The sequence below is a fragment of the Streptomyces sp. G-G2 genome (genome assembly GCF_030063135.1).
Lineage (GTDB): Bacteria > Actinomycetota > Actinomycetes > Streptomycetales > Streptomycetaceae > Streptomyces.
On record NZ_JASISO010000034.1, the window covers coordinates 1 to 15,508 of the forward strand.

General features: G+C 71.9%; 14 protein-coding genes and 1 tRNA gene. 9 read left to right on the forward strand and 6 right to left on the reverse strand.

The window, feature by feature from the left end; all coding sequences use genetic code 11:
• The first annotated feature begins 434 nt into the window (after nt 1–434).
• The 4 genes from QMF80_RS24965 to QMF80_RS24980 all read left to right on the forward strand — a co-directional run bounded on the left by QMF80_RS24965 (nt 435) and on the right by QMF80_RS24980 (nt 4,525).
• Nucleotides 435–1,598 (forward strand): sensor histidine kinase, encoded by a 1,164-nt coding sequence (locus QMF80_RS24965; protein WP_283457069.1) that lies wholly within the window; start codon nt 435–437, stop codon nt 1,596–1,598.
• Nucleotides 1,595–2,218: a response regulator gene (locus QMF80_RS24970; RefSeq protein WP_283456887.1), complete on the forward strand. Its 624-nt coding sequence runs from the start codon at nt 1,595–1,597 to the stop codon at nt 2,216–2,218. The genes QMF80_RS24965 and QMF80_RS24970 overlap by 4 nt, the downstream gene beginning before the upstream one ends.
• 230 nt (nt 2,219–2,448) lie before the next feature.
• Nucleotides 2,449–3,939: a M4 family metallopeptidase gene (locus QMF80_RS24975; protein WP_283456889.1), complete on the forward strand. Its 1,491-nt coding sequence runs from the start codon at nt 2,449–2,451 to the stop codon at nt 3,937–3,939.
• A gap of 82 nt (nt 3,940–4,021) precedes the next feature.
• A complete protein-coding gene (locus QMF80_RS24980; protein WP_283456891.1) occupies nt 4,022–4,525 on the forward strand; it encodes a hypothetical protein in 504 nt (167 codons plus the stop codon).
• 27 nt (nt 4,526–4,552) lie between these two features.
• Here the strand turns inward: QMF80_RS24980 and QMF80_RS24985 are convergent, their stop codons facing one another.
• Nucleotides 4,553–5,212 (reverse strand): pentapeptide repeat-containing protein, encoded by a 660-nt coding sequence (locus QMF80_RS24985; RefSeq protein WP_283456893.1) that lies wholly within the window; start codon nt 5,210–5,212, stop codon nt 4,553–4,555.
• Nucleotides 5,213–6,226: 1,014 nt separating this feature from the next.
• On the opposite strand from QMF80_RS24985, the gene QMF80_RS24990 reads away from it, so the two are divergent.
• On the forward strand, nt 6,227–6,448 hold the full coding sequence (locus QMF80_RS24990; protein WP_283456894.1) for a hypothetical protein: 222 nt from the start codon (nt 6,227–6,229) through the stop codon (nt 6,446–6,448).
• Nucleotides 6,449–6,506: 58 nt separating this feature from the next.
• Here QMF80_RS24990 and QMF80_RS24995 read toward each other — a convergent pair whose 3' ends face one another.
• Nucleotides 6,507–6,983 (reverse strand): GNAT family N-acetyltransferase, encoded by a 477-nt coding sequence (locus tag QMF80_RS24995; RefSeq protein ID WP_283456896.1) that lies wholly within the window; start codon nt 6,981–6,983, stop codon nt 6,507–6,509.
• An 82-nt stretch (nt 6,984–7,065) separates the two neighbouring features.
• Between QMF80_RS24995 and QMF80_RS25000 the strand changes: the two genes are divergently transcribed.
• On the forward strand, nt 7,066–8,463 hold the full coding sequence (locus tag QMF80_RS25000; RefSeq protein WP_283456898.1) for an NAD(P)/FAD-dependent oxidoreductase: 1,398 nt from the start codon (nt 7,066–7,068) through the stop codon (nt 8,461–8,463).
• 99 nt (nt 8,464–8,562) lie between these two features.
• Here the strand turns inward: QMF80_RS25000 and QMF80_RS25005 are convergent.
• A tRNA-Thr gene (locus tag QMF80_RS25005) sits at nt 8,563–8,637 on the reverse strand.
• Between the two features lie 183 nt (nt 8,638–8,820).
• On the opposite strand from QMF80_RS25005, the gene QMF80_RS25010 reads away from it, so the two are divergent.
• The 3 genes from QMF80_RS25010 to QMF80_RS25020 all read left to right on the forward strand — a co-directional run bounded on the left by QMF80_RS25010 (nt 8,821) and on the right by QMF80_RS25020 (nt 11,326).
• Complete coding sequence (locus QMF80_RS25010) at nt 8,821–9,909, forward strand: ABC transporter ATP-binding protein (protein WP_283456900.1); 1,089 nt, start codon at nt 8,821–8,823, stop codon at nt 9,907–9,909.
• A gap of 175 nt (nt 9,910–10,084) precedes the next feature.
• Nucleotides 10,085–10,498, forward strand: coding sequence for a hypothetical protein (locus tag QMF80_RS25015; protein WP_283456902.1), 414 nt, complete (start codon nt 10,085–10,087; stop codon nt 10,496–10,498).
• Nucleotides 10,499–10,534: 36 nt separating this feature from the next.
• Entirely contained in the window at nt 10,535–11,326 is a 792-nt protein-coding gene (locus QMF80_RS25020) for a nucleotidyltransferase family protein (protein ID WP_283456904.1), read from the forward strand.
• A gap of 56 nt (nt 11,327–11,382) precedes the next feature.
• Here the strand turns inward: QMF80_RS25020 and QMF80_RS25025 are convergent, their stop codons facing one another.
• The 3 genes from QMF80_RS25025 to cysS form a co-directional block, all read right to left on the reverse strand.
• On the reverse strand, nt 11,383–12,903 hold the full coding sequence (locus QMF80_RS25025) for a DoxX family protein (RefSeq protein WP_283456906.1): 1,521 nt from the start codon (nt 12,901–12,903) through the stop codon (nt 11,383–11,385).
• A gap of 142 nt (nt 12,904–13,045) precedes the next feature.
• Complete coding sequence (rlmB, locus tag QMF80_RS25030) at nt 13,046–14,002, reverse strand: 23S rRNA (guanosine(2251)-2'-O)-methyltransferase RlmB (RefSeq protein WP_283456909.1); 957 nt, start codon at nt 14,000–14,002, stop codon at nt 13,046–13,048.
• Between the two features lie 85 nt (nt 14,003–14,087).
• Nucleotides 14,088–15,488 carry a cysteine--tRNA ligase gene (gene cysS / locus QMF80_RS25035; protein WP_283456910.1) on the reverse strand — a complete coding sequence of 467 codons (1,401 nt, stop codon included), beginning with the start codon at nt 15,486–15,488 and terminating at the stop codon, nt 14,088–14,090.
• Between the last annotated feature and the right edge of the window lie 20 nt (nt 15,489–15,508).

A 15,508-nucleotide genomic window follows, 5' to 3' on the forward strand; every position in this document is an offset into this window, starting at 1 on the left:
CCCCGCACCGGCTCCCCCCACCATCAACCAATCGGCCGATGCGAAGCCCGCCCGGGGGGGCCACGCTGATCCCCCAACCCCTCTTCCGTCCCCCCGGGCCCTCCTCCGGCCCCACCCGACCGATCCGGCCCGGGGGCCGGTATCAGCCCCGCCCCACCGGTCCGACCCAGGGGCCCCACCCAGCCCCGCCGGCGTTTGAGGCGCGGGTCCGGGGCGGAGCCCGGCAGCCTCCGGCAGGCCCTCAAACGCCGGGCAGGCTGAATCGCCCGGGCCCGGGGGCGGGCCGCCCCGCCCCGGGGGCCATCGGCCGGGCCGACCGAAATCGCCCCGCCCTCCCAGGCAGGATGGGTGGCGGACACCCCCAGGAGGAGACCCCCGTGCCCCCACCCCGGCGCCCCGCCACCGGCACCGCCACCGCCACCCTCACCACCGTCATGCACACCGCCTTCTTCCTCCTCCTCGGCTCCTCCGTGGCCCGCTTCCTGCTGCGCCACCCCGGCGAACCCCGCACCCCGTGGATCATCGCCCTGAGCATCACCCTGGCCCTGCTCTACGTCCTCGGCCCCACGACGGCCACGGCCCCCGCCCCCGCACGGACCCCCCGCCACTTCACCTGGCTCACCCTCGTCGTCGGCACCTGGGTGGTCCTCGTCGTCCTCGCCCCCAGCTTCGCCTGGTGCGCCGTCCCGCTCTTCTACACCGCCCTGCGCACCCTCCCGCCCCGCGCCGCCGTCCTCCTCGTCGCCCTCCTCACCGCCTTCGTCGTCGCCGCCCAGCTCAAGCTCAGCCCCGAGTTCGACCCGAACCTGCTCCTGGCCCCGCCCGCCGTCGCCGCCCTCGCGACCGCCGTGTTCATCCACATGGAGCGCCAGACCCAGGCCCAGCGCACCCTCGTCGACGACCTCATCCGCACCCGCCGCGAACTCGCCGCCACCGAACGCCGCGAAGGCACCCTCGCCGAACGCCAGCGCCTGTCGATGGAGATCCACGACACCCTCGCCCAGAACCTCTCCAGCCAGCAGATGCTGCTCCAGGCCGCCGAGCGGACCTGGGACACGGACCCGGGGACCGCCCGCGCGCACGTCCGTACCGCCACCGGCATCGCCGCCCGCGGTCTCGCCGAGGCCCGCCGCCTGGTCCACGACCTGGCCCCCGTCGAACTCGCCGACGGCGTCCCCCTCGCCGAGGCGCTCCGCGGCCTGGACGCCGGCCCGGAGGTCACCGTCCGCTTCCACCTCGAGGGCGCCCCCGTCCCGCTCCCGGACCGCACCCAGTCCGCGCTGCTGCGCATCGCGCAGGGCGCCCTCGCCAACGTCCGCGAGCACTCCGGCGCCCGTACCGCCGCCCTGACCCTGAGCTTCCTCGGCGACCAGGTGGTGCTGGACGTCGCGGACGACGGCCGCGGGTTCGCCACGGACCGCGCGCCCGCCGAGGACCATCCGGCCGACCGGGGTCACGGGCTGCCCGCGATGCGCGCCCGGGTGCGTCAGCTCGGCGGCACACTGACCGTCGAGTCCACCCCGGCCGAAGGCACGGTCCTGTCCGCCGCCCTCCCCCTCGCCCCCACCGCCACCACCGCACCGGAGCCGCCCCGATGACGACGATCCTTCTCTGCGACGACCACCTGGTCGTCCGGGCGGGCCTGCTCGCCCTCCTCGGCAGCGAGCCCGACATCGAGGTCGTCGGCGAGGCGGGCAGCGGCGAGGAAGCGGTGGCCCTGGCGGCCGCCCTGCGGCCCGACGTCGTCCTGATGGACCTCCAGCTCGGCGACGGCATCGACGGCATCGAGGCCACCCGCCGCATCGCCGCGCTCCCGCGCCCCCCGCACGTCCTGGTCCTGACGACGTACGACACCGACGCCGACATCACCCGTGCCATCGGCGCGGGCGCCACCGGCTACCTGCTGAAAGCCGAGCGTCCCGAGGAACTCTTCGCGGCCATCCACTCCGCCGCCCAGGGCCGCACCACCCTCTCCCCGCCGGTCGCCAGCCGGGTCATGGCCCAGATGCGCGGTACGAAACCCACCCTGACCGACCGCGAACTCGACATCCTGGGCCAGCTCGCCCGCGGCCTGGGCAACCGGGACATCGCCCGCGCCCTGTTCATCAGCGAAGCCACCGTCAAGACCCACCTGGGCCGGATCTACGACAAACTCGGCGTCGACACCCGCAGCGGAGCCGTCGCGGTGGCCAAGGAACAACGCCTCCTCCCCTCCTGACGGAAGGCCCGCCGACGCCCGACGGGAAAGCCCGCCGACGCCTGGCGGAAAGCCCCCCGGCGCCCGACGGGGAGGCCCGCCTACCGCCGGATTCAGGACAGCGGCACCCCCTCTTCGGACAACCACACCGCCACCCCCGCCACAGCCCTGTCCCACCCGCCTCCCACGCTGGCACGCTCCGCTCACGCGCGGCCCACACCCCGGCCGCCGCCGTCAGCGAAGGAGCCCGAGTGACCCATCCCGTGTCCTCCCCCCGCACCCTCGTACGCCTCGCCACCGCCACCACCGCGGTGCTCGCCGCCACCCTCGCGACCCTCACCGCACCCGCGAGCGCCACCCCGGCCCCGCTGTCCACCGCGGCGGGCGAGCGGCTCACCGTCCGCTCCAGCGTCACCGACCCCGACGGCACCACCCACACGCACTACGACCGCGCCTTCGCCGGGATCCCCGTACTGGGCGGCGACCTGATCGTCCACCAGCGCCCCGACGGCACCCGCACCACCACCGACACCACCACCGCGGCCGCCCTCGCGAACGCCGCGGCCTCCCCCACCGCGAGCAGCGCCCTCACGAACACCCCCGCCGCCCTCAGACCCGGCGCCCGCCAGATCCTCTGGGCCGCCACCGCCACCCCCGCACTCGCCTGGGACACCGTCACCCGTACTCCGCGCCCCGACGGCACCCCCAGCGAACTGCACACCGTCACCGACGCCCGTACCGGCGCCGTCCTCGGCACGTACGACACCGTCCACGCGGGCGTCGGCAACAGCCAGTACGCCGGAAGCGTCCCCCTCGGCACCACCCTCAGCGGCTCCCTCCACCAGCTCCGCGACACCGGCCGCGGCGACCAGCGCACCCTCGACGCCCTGAACCAGACCACCGGCGGAGTCCTCTTCACCGACGCCGACGACGTCTGGGGCAACGGCGGCCCCACCAGCCGCCAGACCGCCGCCGTCGACGCCCACTACGGCACCGCCGTCACCTGGGACTTCTACCGCGCCGTCTTCAACCGCAACGGCATCCGCGGCGACGGCCGCGGCGTCGTCTCCCGCGTCCACTACGGAACCAACTACGCCAACGCCTTCTGGGACGACTCCTGCGGCTGTGTGAGCTACGGCGACGGCGCACCCGGCACCGGCGCCCCGTTCACCTCGCTCGACATCGTCGGCCACGAACTCGCCCACGGCCTCACCGCCACCACCGCCGGACTGCTGTCCACCGGCGAACCCGGCGCACTCAACGAAGGCACCTCCGACATCCTCGGCACCGCCGGAGAGTTCTTCGCGGACAACGCCACCGACACTCCCGACTACTACATCGGCGAACGCGTCACCAAGACCCCGCTGCGCACGATGGACCGCCCCAGCAGCGACGGCACCTCGCGCGACTACTGGTCCCGCGACGTCGGCAGCCTCCCCGCCGACGCCGCCTCCGGCCCCGCCCGGCACTTCTTCTACCTCCTCTCCGAAGGCAGCGGCCGCAAGGTCGTCAACGGAATCACCTACGACTCCCCCACCTACGACGGCTCGAAGCTCCTCGGCATCACCCAGGACAAGGCCGTCCGCATCTGGTACCGGGCCCTGACCGTGTACATGACCTCCACCGCGAACTACTCCCGCGCCCGCGCCGCCACCCTCCAGGCCGCCACCGACCTCTACGGCGTCGCCAGCGCCGAACGCGCGGCCGTCGCCGCCACCTGGAACGCCGTCAACGTCCGCTGACCCCCACCGCGCGGCCGGAGCGGCACCCGAGCACGCCCCCCTCCGGCCGCGCACGCCCCCCACCCGTGACACCATCGGCTACGTGCTCGACATCGGCTACTCCCTCTCCCGGCGCTTCCCGGACCCCCCGCAGACCGACTACCGCTCCGCGGACGTCCACTCCCTGCGCCACGACCTGTTCTGCGGGGACGTCTACCTCGCCGACACCAACGCGGACCGGGAAGTATCCACAGCCTGGGGATGGGTGCCCGTCCTCGACTTCGCCTGGGCCCTGTGCGACATCGTCGAGCAGCTCGACCAGGACCCCCGCGGCAGCCGATCGGCCCACCGCCAGTACGCCGAACTCGACTTCACCGAATCCTCCGACCGCATGCTCTTCGAGCGCCGCTTCGGCTGGGTCGACGTCGAAGCCGACTGGATGGACCCCGAGGAAGCCCCCCTCACCTTCACCCACCGCCTGCTGCGCCGCGAAGCCCGTGACTTCCTGCACGACGTGATCGCGGACCTCACCGACATGCACGACGGGCTGGGCGACAACCCCACCATCTGGACCCTCCAGACCCGCTTCCCCCGCGTCCCCGCATAAGCCGGGCAGCGGCAGGCAGGGCGCCCCTCAGACCTCCACCCGCAGCCCCACCTGCGCGGCCAGCGCCGGAGCGAGGTCCAGCAACTGCGGCGGGCTGATCACCGCACCTCCCAGGGACTCCACCCCCCGCGCGATACCCAGCTCCGCCGCACCCCGCAGATCCACGTCCGTCATCCGGACCCCGCTGAAATCGACCCCGCGCAGCGCACAGTCCCGGAACTCCACCCGCTCCAGCACCGCCCCCGCGAAATCCGGCTCCACCAGCACGCAGCCCTCGAAGACCACGTCCTTCAACCGCGCCTCGCGCAGGTTCAGGTAATCGATCTTCCCGCCGCGCACCAGGACCCGCTCCAGCACCGCCCCGTGCAGCTGCACCCCGCCCAGCCGGGCGTCCCGCAGCTCCACGTCCCGCAGGGAAGCCCCCGCCAGATCGGTGCCGACCCCCCGCACCCCCTCCAGTACGGCGTCCATGAACCGCGCCCGCGCCAGATCGGTCTCGTCCAGCGCACAGCGACGCAGCGCACAGTCCATGAACCGGGCCCCGGTCCCCTCCTGCCCGCCCAGGTCCAGGTCCGCGAACTCCAGCCCGTCGTAATCCCCGTCCGGCTCCAGCACCCCTTCCACGAACGGCGCCAACTCGGGCAACCGCACCTCCGCCCGCCGCACAGCCTTCACTTTTCGCGCCATCCCCCCATCCTGACCCACCCCACTGACAACGCCCCCCGCGCCGGCGGCGACAACCCCCCGCGCACGACCGGAAGATCGCGGAAGACGCCGGAGGCGAGCCCCATTCGCGTGGGCCAGGGGATCGTCACGGACGTGGAGCACCGCCGCATCCTGGCCCGGCTCAGCTCTCGCAAGGGCATTCGGTGAAGAAGCCGGGCGAGCGGACCGGCAAGGGCGGCTCCCCCGAACGCCCGGTAGAGCGCACGACGCCAAGGTTCCGTCAAGAACCATCCCGAACGTGACAAGCACGAATTCGGGTGATGGATCGGGTTTCCTCGGTCTTCCCGCCTGGCGTCGGGGGTTGCCAGCGCGGAGCTTCGTCGCCCGGAGTGTCCGGACTCGCACAATGGAACGGAACCGATAGGTGGGCGGCCAGGGCACCGCGGACCTTTTCAGCAGCCAGCGCCGCTGGATGACCCTGGTCGAAATCCGCACCTTCCCCAAGATGCCTCTTGGCCGTGCTGGTGTAGATGGTGGCCAGCGCATGCTCCTCAGCGGGGTCAGCCGTGATGGCCACCAGCCTTACGAACCAGTTGTGAACAGTGTCGCCGTCCCAGACCGCCTCGATCGCCAATACGCGTCGCGGGCAAGGCCGACGTCGACAACACGGCGGATCGCCCCGGGCATGGCGTCCTGAAGCACGCGCCCGTCGATCTCGCCCTGAATCCCCGACGGCAGTCGCTCCCACCACTCCGTGCGGGCCGGTTTCCTCATCGTGCGGAGTTCACCTTTCTCCCTGTGCTGCGCGGAATGCTTGTGTCCTTGTCCAACTTCCGCGTACGGCGCGGTGTCCGCTTCGCCCCGGGTGGTCACCGGCCCGGCGGTGGCCTTACAGAACGCCGGTGGCGTGGGTTCGATCGACCCCCACCACAGGTACCCGCCCGGAGCCGCGCCCAGGGCGGGTTTGATGTCAGCGGGCGGTCCACCAAGCCGTAAGGGCTGAAACGGCAATGGCTCCACGTGCGACCAGGGAGGGTGACCGCCTGGGCATCGATCGACTTCGTTCCCGACGCGCGGGAGTTCGAGGTCTACCAGTCCGGGCCCCGGGACCTCTGGGGCGAAGTCACGGCCGCCTACGTCTGGTGGGACAGCCAGGGCCGTCCGGAATTCGAGCGGTTCGGCCTCGCCGTGAACCCCGACGGCACTCCCTGGGCCTGGCTCGACTCCCCGGAGCACCCGGTCCCCGGCGTCGGATAGGCGCGGACGCCACCCGGCCGGTACCGCGATTCCCGCGGCACCGGCCGGGGCCCGGCGGCTACTGGGCCCCGCCCAGCTCGCGCAGGGCATCGCCCGTCAGACGGTTCACGGTCCACTCGTCCAATGACACCGCTCCGACCGATCGATAGAAATCGACGGCAGACGAATTCCAGTCCAGCACCGACCACTCCAGCCGCTCGTACCCGCGCTCCACGCACAACCCCGCCAGCTCCCGCAGCAACGCCTTCCCGTACCCGCCGCCACGGTGCTGCGGACGGACGTACAAGTCCTCCAGGTAGATGCCGTGCACCCCGCGCCACGTCGAGAAGTTGAGGAACCACAGGGCGAACCCCGCCACCTCGCCCGACTCCGTCTCCGCGATGTGCGCGAACACCGCCGGACGCTCACCGAACAGGGCCTCCCGCAACTGCTCCTCGGTGGCCCGCGCCTCGTGCAAGGCCTTCTCGTAGTCGGCCAGTTCACGAACCATCGCGTGAAGGACGGGCACATCTGCAGCGGTAGCGGTACGCATCATGCCCGCAGCCTAGGGCCCGTCGGCCGTCGAACCCCGGGCCGAACCCTGGACACACATGCGGAACGCGGTGTACCACTCCCCCATGACCAGCGCGACGATCAACGGCGGCATCTCCTTCTGGTACTCCGCGGACGGCACCCCACCACCGCGCGAACCACTCACCGCCGACGCCACGGCCGACGTCGTCATCGTCGGCGGCGGCTACACCGGCCTCTGGACCGCCTACTACCTCAAGCAGGCCGCCCCCTTCCTCCGGATCACCGTCCTGGAACAGAAGTTCTGCGGCTACGGCGCCTCCGGACGCAACGGCGGCTGGCTCTACAACGGCATCGCCGGACGCGACCGCTACGCCAAGCTGCACGGCCACGAGGCCGCCGTACGCCTCCAGAAAGCCATGACCGACACCGTCACCGAGGTCATCGACACCGCCGCCAAAGAAGGCATCGACGCCGACATCCACCACGGCGGCGTCCTCGAAGTCGCCCGCACCCCCGCCCAGCTCAGCCGCCTCAAGGCCTTCCACGCCGCCGAAACCGCCTTCGGCGAAACCGACCGCGTCCTGCTCGGCGCCCGCGACACCCGCGCCCGCATCGACGTCGCCGACGCCGTCGGCGGCACCTGGAGCCCCCACGGCGCCCGCCTCCACCCCGCCAAACTCGTCACCGGCCTCGCCGACGCCTGCGAACGCCTCGGCGTGACCATCCACGAATCCACCCCGGTCACCGCCATCGCGCCCAAGCAGGCCGTCACCCCCTACGGCACCGTCCGCGCCCCCTACGTCCTGCGCTGCACCGAGGGCTTCACCGCCTCCCTCAAGGGCCAGAAGCGCTCCTGGCTCCCGATGAACTCCTCGATGATCGTCACGGCCCCGCTCCCCGCAGCCACCTGGGACTCCCTCGGCTGGGCCGACCGCGCCACCCTCGGCGACATGGCCCACGCCTACATGTACGCCCAGCGCACCGCCGACGACCGCATCGCCATCGGCGGCCGGGGCGTCCCCTACCGCTACGGCTCGCGCACCGACAACGACGGCCGCACCCAGCCCGCCACCATCGAGGCCCTCACCACCCTCCTCACGTCCTTCTTCCCCCAGCTCACCGGCACCCCCATCACCCACGCCTGGTCCGGCGTCCTCGGCGTCCCCCGCGACTGGTGCGCCTCGGTCACCCTGGACCGCAGTACGGGTCTGGGCTGGGCCGGCGGCTATGTCGGCTCGGGCGTCGCCACCGCCAACCTCGCCGCCCGCACCCTGTGCGACCTGGTCCAGCAGGACTCCGGCCAGTCCGGGCCCACCGCCCTGACCGCCCTCCCCTGGGTCAACCACCGCGTCCGCCGCTGGGAGCCGGAGCCCTTCCGCTGGCTCGGCGTCCAGGCCCTCTACGCCGCCTACCGCGAGGCCGACCGCCACGAGACGTCCACCCACGCGGCGACGACCACCCCCCTGGCCCGCCTGGCCGACCGCATCTCGGGCCGCCACTGACCACCCCGCGACATACGAAGGCGAGGGCTCCGGGTGATCACCCGGAGCCCTCGCCTTCGTACGCATTCCCTCGGCCAGCAACGTCCTGACCTGGGGCGGAGCCTCCTGTCGGATTCGAACCGACGACCTACGCATTACAAGTGCGTTGCTCTGGCCGGACTGAGCTAAGGAGGCGCCTGTGCAGTGTACCCAGGGCCGGACCCGGAGTCTGTCGGGAATATCCGCCGGTCCGTGACCCGCCAAGGGCTGACAGAACCCGGGTCCGCCCGGTAGCGTCGGGCGGAGTCCCGTAAGTGGACTAGACCTTCCTACTCGGATCGTCCGGCACGTTCCTGCCGGTAGAAGGGATTCATCACCATGGCTTCTGTCACGTTCGACAAGGCGACCCGCATCTACACCTCGGGCGACAAGCCCGCCGTCGACCAGCTCGAGCTGCACGTCGAGGACGGCGAGTTCCTCGTCCTCGTCGGCCCCTCCGGCTGCGGCAAGTCCACCTCGCTGCGCATGCTCGCCGGGCTGGAGGACGTCAACGGCGGTGCGATCCGCATCGGTGACCGCGACGTCACTCACCTGCCGCCCAAGGACCGGGACATCGCGATGGTGTTCCAGAACTACGCGCTGTACCCGCACATGTCCGTCGCCGACAACATGGGCTTCGCGCTCAAGATCGCCGGTGTGGACAAGGCCAGCATCCGCAAGAAGGTCGAAGAGGCCGCGGACATCCTGGACCTGCGCGCGTACCTCGACCGCAAGCCGAAGGCGCTCTCCGGCGGCCAGCGCCAGCGCGTCGCCATGGGCCGGGCCATCGTCCGCCAGCCGCAGGTGTTCCTCATGGACGAGCCGCTGTCGAACCTGGACGCCAAGCTCCGCGTCAGCACCCGCACGCAGATCGCCAGCCTCCAGCGCCGCCTGGGCATCACCACCGTCTACGTCACCCACGACCAGGTCGAGGCCATGACCATGGGCGACCGGGTCGCCGTGCTCAAGGACGGGCTGCTCCAGCAGGTGGACACCCCGCGCAACATGTACGACCGCCCGGCGAACCTCTTCGTCGCGGGCTTCATCGGCTCGCCCGCGATGAACCTGGTCGAGGTGCCGATCACCGACGGTGGCGTGACCTTCGGCGACAGCGTGGTCCCGATCGCCCGCGAGGCGCTCTCCGCCGCCGCGGACGCGGGTGACCGTACGGTGACGGTCGGCGTGCGTCCCGAGCACTTCGACATCGCCGCCGAGGGCGGTCTGGCCGTCACGGTCAACGTCGTCGAGGAACTGGGCGCGGACGGGTACGTCTACGGCACGGCCACGATCGACGACAAGCCGCAGGACATCGTGGTCCGGGTCAACGGCCGCCAGGTGCCGGAGAAGGGCTCGACCCTCCACGTGGTGCCGCGTACCGGTGAGGCGCACGTGTTCTCGACCTCGTCGGGCGAGCGTCTCGCCAACTGATCGGCTCGGGTCGGGTGTTGGGCGCGGTGGTCGCGCCCAACACCCATTTTCCCCGGCAGAGCGGTGCTTTTCGATCCGTGTGCGTCAACGCCCCATTCGAAAAGCCACGTCGAACCATCCCCCGACCGGGTGACTAAATGTCGCCAAACCTTCACCGAGCGCTACTCTCGCCTTCGTGACCCACTCTGCCCGCCGTATCGGCCGTTCCCTCGCCCTGGTCCTGCCCGTCGTCCTGGTCCTGTCCGGGACCCTGGCGGTCACGATGGTTCCTTGGGCCGACAGCACTCCGTCCCAGATCCTCACCGCCTCCGCCGAGAACGTGAACGCCCCCGCGAAGCCGATGTCCGCGCAGGACGTGCTGCGCGACAAGCTGTTGAGCGAGTTGCAGCAGGGGGAGGAGCCGGGCGTCGTCCTCACGCACCTCCAGAAGGAGGTGGACCGGCGGCCTTCGCTGGCGGACCACTGCGTGGGCATCGCCCGGGCGATCGGCCGTGCCGCGGTGGACGCGTACGGGCCGACGAAGGCCCAGTCGTTCGCCCGCCCCGTGTGCGACACGTCGTACGCGGCCGGTGTCGCCTCCTTCAGCTGACCCCGGCGGGCCTGGGCTCCCCCTAGGCTGCCCCGCATGACGGACGTCCCAGAAGCCAGTTCCCTTCCCCCTGTTCGGCATCTCGCGGCCGCGCACCCCGTTCCGTCCTCCCAGGCGCCGCCCACTCAGGCGGTGATCCTGGCGGGCGGCCAGGGTTCGCGGCTGCGGCCGTATACGGACGACCGGCCGAAGCCGATGGTGGAGATCCCGGGGACGGGAGTGCCGATCATCGGGCACCAGCTCGCGTGGCTGGCCGCCGAGGGGGTCACGGATGCCGTGATCTCGTGCGGGCACCTCGCGGAGGTGCTCCAGGAGTGGCTGGCGGGGACCGAACTCCCGTTGCGCGTGCGCACGGTGGTGGAGGATGAGCCGCTGGGGCGAGGTGGCGGGCTGAAGTACGCGGCGGCGCGGTTGCCGGATCCGGACGGGCCCTGGTACGCGACCAACGGGGACATCTGGACCCGGTTCTCCCTGCGGGAGATGGCGGCCTTCCACGCGGAGCGGGCGGCGACGGCGACGCTGGCGCTCGCGCGGCCGCGGATTCCATGGGGGGTGGTGGAGACCAACGAGTTCGGTCAGGTGCTGGACTTCATCGAGTCCCCGCCGTCCCCTTATCTGGTCAACGCCGGGGTGTACGTCTTCTCGGCCGGATTCGCCGCGCTGCTGCCCGACGTGGGCGATCACGAGCGTACGACGTTCCCGCGGTTGGCCCGCGAGCGCCGGCTGGCGGGCTTCCCGCTGCCCCAAGGGGCGTACTGGCGGGCCATCGACACGGCGAAGGACCTGACCGAGGCGGCACGCGAACTGGCCGCCCACAGACCCCTCTAGCGGGTCCGTGGGCGGCCAGTGGGCTGCCGGAAGGCGACCGGGGTCGGCCGGGCCGGTCAGTCGCCCAGGAGTCCGCCGACCAGGCCGGGCTTCTTCGCCGGGGTGGAGGCGCCGGAGCGGGCGCCCGTGGAGGACGAGGAGGGCTTCTGCTGAGGGCTCTGGCGGGGGGAGCTGCCGCGCTGGGGCTGGCGGGTCGCGGCGGGTGCCCCGGAGCCGCTGCCCGCGGTGGACTTGGAGGGTGCGCCGGAGCTCGTACGTCCGGGCGTGGACGCGGACGCCGATGCCTTCGCGGAGGGCTGGGCGGACTTGGTGGGCTGCTTGGCGGTGGGCTGCTGGGCCTTCGAGGGCTCGTGCGGGAGCGGGGTGCCCGGCAGGTAGTTGCTGGGGGCCTGGCCGGGTCCGGGGACGGTGACGACGGTGGAGGAGCGGACCGCGCCGCCGAGGAGGGAGCCGACGAGCAGGGTGAGTCCGCAGACGACGGTGGCCATGACGGCGCCGCGGCGCAGGACCCGGCGGCGCAGCCGCCAGATTTCGGAGCGGGGGCCGAGGGTGCGCCAGGCTTCGCCCGCGAGGCGTCCGTCGAGGGAGTAGACGGGGGCGCCCGCGATGATCAGGGGGCTCCAGGCGGCGAGGTAGATGATGTCGGGGGCGTCGTAGGCGGGGACGGTCTTCCAGCTGACGGTCATGAGCAGGGCCGCGGACAGGAGCGCTCCGAAGCAGGCGGCGAAGCGCTGCCACAGGCCGAAGACGGTGAGTACGCCGACGGCGACCTGGAGGAAGGCGACGCTGAGACCGGCGCCGACCGGGTGGGCGAGGGCGAAGTCCCGCAGGGGCTCGGCCAGCGCCCAGGGGTGCAGGGTGCGCAGCCAGGTGACCATGGAGCCGCGTTCGCCGCCGTCGAAGTAGACGGGGTCGCACAGTTTGCCCATGCCCGCGTACACGGAGATGAAGCCGAGGAAGACGCGGAGCGGGAGCAGGACGACGCCGAGGTTCATCCGGCGGCCCGGGTAGTACGAGGCCTGGCCGCGCGCGTCGGCGGCGCGCCGGGACTCGTCGGTGCCCGCGCCCGACCCGTCGTGCGGGTCTCCGTAGCCGGGCCCGTAGGGCAGGTCGCGTACGGGCGCCATCGCGCGGGTGTCGTCGGCGTCGCCGTAGCTGCGCTGACCGATGACGGTCGGCGTGGTGAGGGTGTCGTCGGCGAGGTCCTGGGCGAGGTCGATGCGCGGGATGACCTGGGTGTCGCCGCCGTCGTACTCGTCGTGGGCGCGCCCGGCTTCCCGCACGGCCTGGAGGAGGCCGCCCATGGCCGCGGCGTCGCCGGGGGCGGACTTGCCGCTCCAGACGACGGGCGCGCGGCGGCGGGTCGCTCCGGCGGCGGCGAGGGCCCCGCCGAGAGCGGGGGCGCGTCCCGGGAAGGGGGCGTTCGCGGGGGCCTTGGGACGCGCGCTCGGGCTCGGAGCGAGCCGCACACGGAAGCTGGCGTGGTTGACGATGACCTGTGCGGGGTCGCACGGCACCTTGACCATGCTCAGCGCGGGCTGTTCGTCGAACCCTGGCGTTCTGGTGTCCACACTCATCTAACCGAGTGATGAGTGTTTAGGACACTGCCTTGACAGCAGGTATGTGTCCGAGACCCGTCAAGATCCAGCCTTTTCGGGGGCCCGGGCGGGACCCGGCCGGGTGAAAGCGTTCACCCGGCCCGGTACCAAAGGGGAGTGCTCAGGCGCGGCGACGCGCGGCTTCGTAAAGAACCACACCGGCCGCGACACCCGCGTTGAGGGATTCGGCGCCGCCCGGCATCGGGATGCGGACGAGGTAGTCGCAGGTCTCGCCGACGAGGCGGCCGAGGCCCTTGCCCTCGCTGCCGATGACGATGACGACCGGGCCGCCGAGGTGTTCGAGGTCGTTGACCGTGTGGGTGCCGTCGGCGGAGAGGCCCACGACGGTGAGGCCTTCCTTCTTGTAGGCCTCCAGGGCGCGGGTCAGGTTGGTGACGCGCGAGACCGGGGTGCGGGCGGCGGTGCCGGCGGAGGACTTCCAGGCGCCCGCGGTCATGCTGGCGGCGCGACGCTCGGGGATGACCACGCCGTGCCCGCCGAAGGCGGAGACGGACCGGACGATCGCGCCGAGGTTGCGGGGGTCGGTGACGCCGTCGAGGGCGACGATGAGGGGGTCCTCGCCGTTGTCGTAGGCGGCGGCGGTCAGCTCGTCGGGCTGGGCGTACTCGTACGGCGGGACCTGGAGGACCAGGCCCTGGTGGTTGAGCCCGTTGGTCATGCGGTCCAGCTCGGGGCGCGGGGCTTCCATCAGGTTGATGTTGCCGCGCTCGGAGGCGAGCTGGAGGGCTTCGCGCACGCGCTCGTCGTTGTCGATGAACTGCTGGACGTAGAGGGTGGTGGCGGGTACGCCGTCACGCAGGGCCTCGAAGACCGGGTTGCGGCCGACGACCATCTCGCTGGTGCCCTTGGGGCCGCCGCGGCGGGGGGCGGGGCGGCGCTTGGCGGCCGCCTTGGCCATCGCGTTGCCGACGCGGTTCTTCTTGTGGCCCTTGCGCTCGCCGGCGGGCGGGGTCGGGCCCTTGCCTTCCAGGCCCTTGCGCCGCTGGCCACCGCTGCCGACCGTCGCGCCCTTCTTGTTGGACGTGCGGCGGTTCCTGCGCTGGCTGTTCCCGGCCATGACCTGTACCTGTTTCGTTTATTCAGCAGTGTGTACGTATGAAGAGTGTGCCGCCCGGAGCGCCGGGCGGCACAACGAGCTGGTCTCAGCGGGGGCCGAGGGTCCAGCGGGGGCCGCTCGGGCCGTCCTCGATGACCAGTCCGGACTGCTGGAGCTGGTCGCGGATCGCGTCCGCGGTGGCCCAGTCCTTGCGGGCCCGCGCGGATTCGCGCTGCTCCAGGACGAGGCGTACGAGGGTGTCGACGGCGCCGTGGAGGTCTTCGCCGCGGTCGGCCTCCCCGGCCCAGTAGGGGTCGAGCGGGTCGAGTCCGAGGACGCCCAGCATGGCCCGTACCTCTGACAGGCGCGCGATCGCGGCGTCCTTGTCGTCGGCGGCGAGTGCGCTGTTGCCCTGGCGGACGGTGGTGTGGATGATCGCGAGGGCCTGGGGGACGCCGAGGTCGTCGTCCATGGCTTCGGCGAAGGCCGGGGGCACCTCGGCGGCGGGTTCGACGGGCGTGCCCGCCTTCTCGATGACGCGCTGGATGAATCCCTCGATGCGGGCGAAGCCGGATTCGGCCTCGCGCAGGGATTCCTCGCTGTACTCGATCATCGAGCGGTAGTGCGGGGTGCCGAGGTAGTAGCGCAGCACGATGGGGCGCCAGACCTTGACCATCTCGGAGACGAGGACGGAGTTGCCGAGCGACTTCGACATCTTCTCGCCGGACAGGGTGACCCAGGCGTTGTGCACCCAGTACTTCGCGAACTCGTCGCCGAAGGCCTTGGCCTGCACGATCTCGTTCTCGTGGTGCGGGAAGATCAGGTCGAGCCCGCCGCCGTGGATGTCGAAGGCGCTGCCCAGGTACTTGTGGGCCATGGCGGAGCACTCCAGGTGCCAGCCGGGACGGCCGCGGCCCCAGGGGGTCTCCCAGTCGGGCTCGCCGGGCTTGGAGGCCTTCCACATGGCGAAGTCGCGGGGGTCGCGCTTGCCGGTGATGCCGCTCTCGGTGGGCTGGCGCAGGTCGTCGATGTCCTGGTTGGACAGCTCCAGGTAGCCGGGGAAGGAGCGCACGTCGAAGTAGACGCTGCCGTCCGCGACGTAGGCGTGGCCGCGCTCGATGAGGACGCGCATCATCTCGATCATCTCCGGCACGTGGCCGGTGGCGCGCGGCTCGTACGTGGGCGGGAGGCAGCCCAGCGCGGCGTAGCCGTCGTTGAAGGCGCGCTCGTTCTCGTAGCCGATGGACCACCACGGGCGGCCCTGCGCCTCCGCCTTCGCGATGATCTTGTCGTCGATGTCGGTGACGTTGCGGATGAAGGTGACGTCGAGGCCGCGGTAGGTGAACCAGCGGCGCATGAGGTCGAAGTTCAGGTACGAGCGGACGTGGCCGATGTGCGGCGCCGCCTGAACGGTGGCACCACACAGGTAGATCGAGACGCAGCCCGCGGTGAGCGGAGTGAAGTCACGGATCTGCCGGGCGCTGGTGTCGTACAGGCGAAGAGTCACGGCATCCAGGGTAGTGCGCG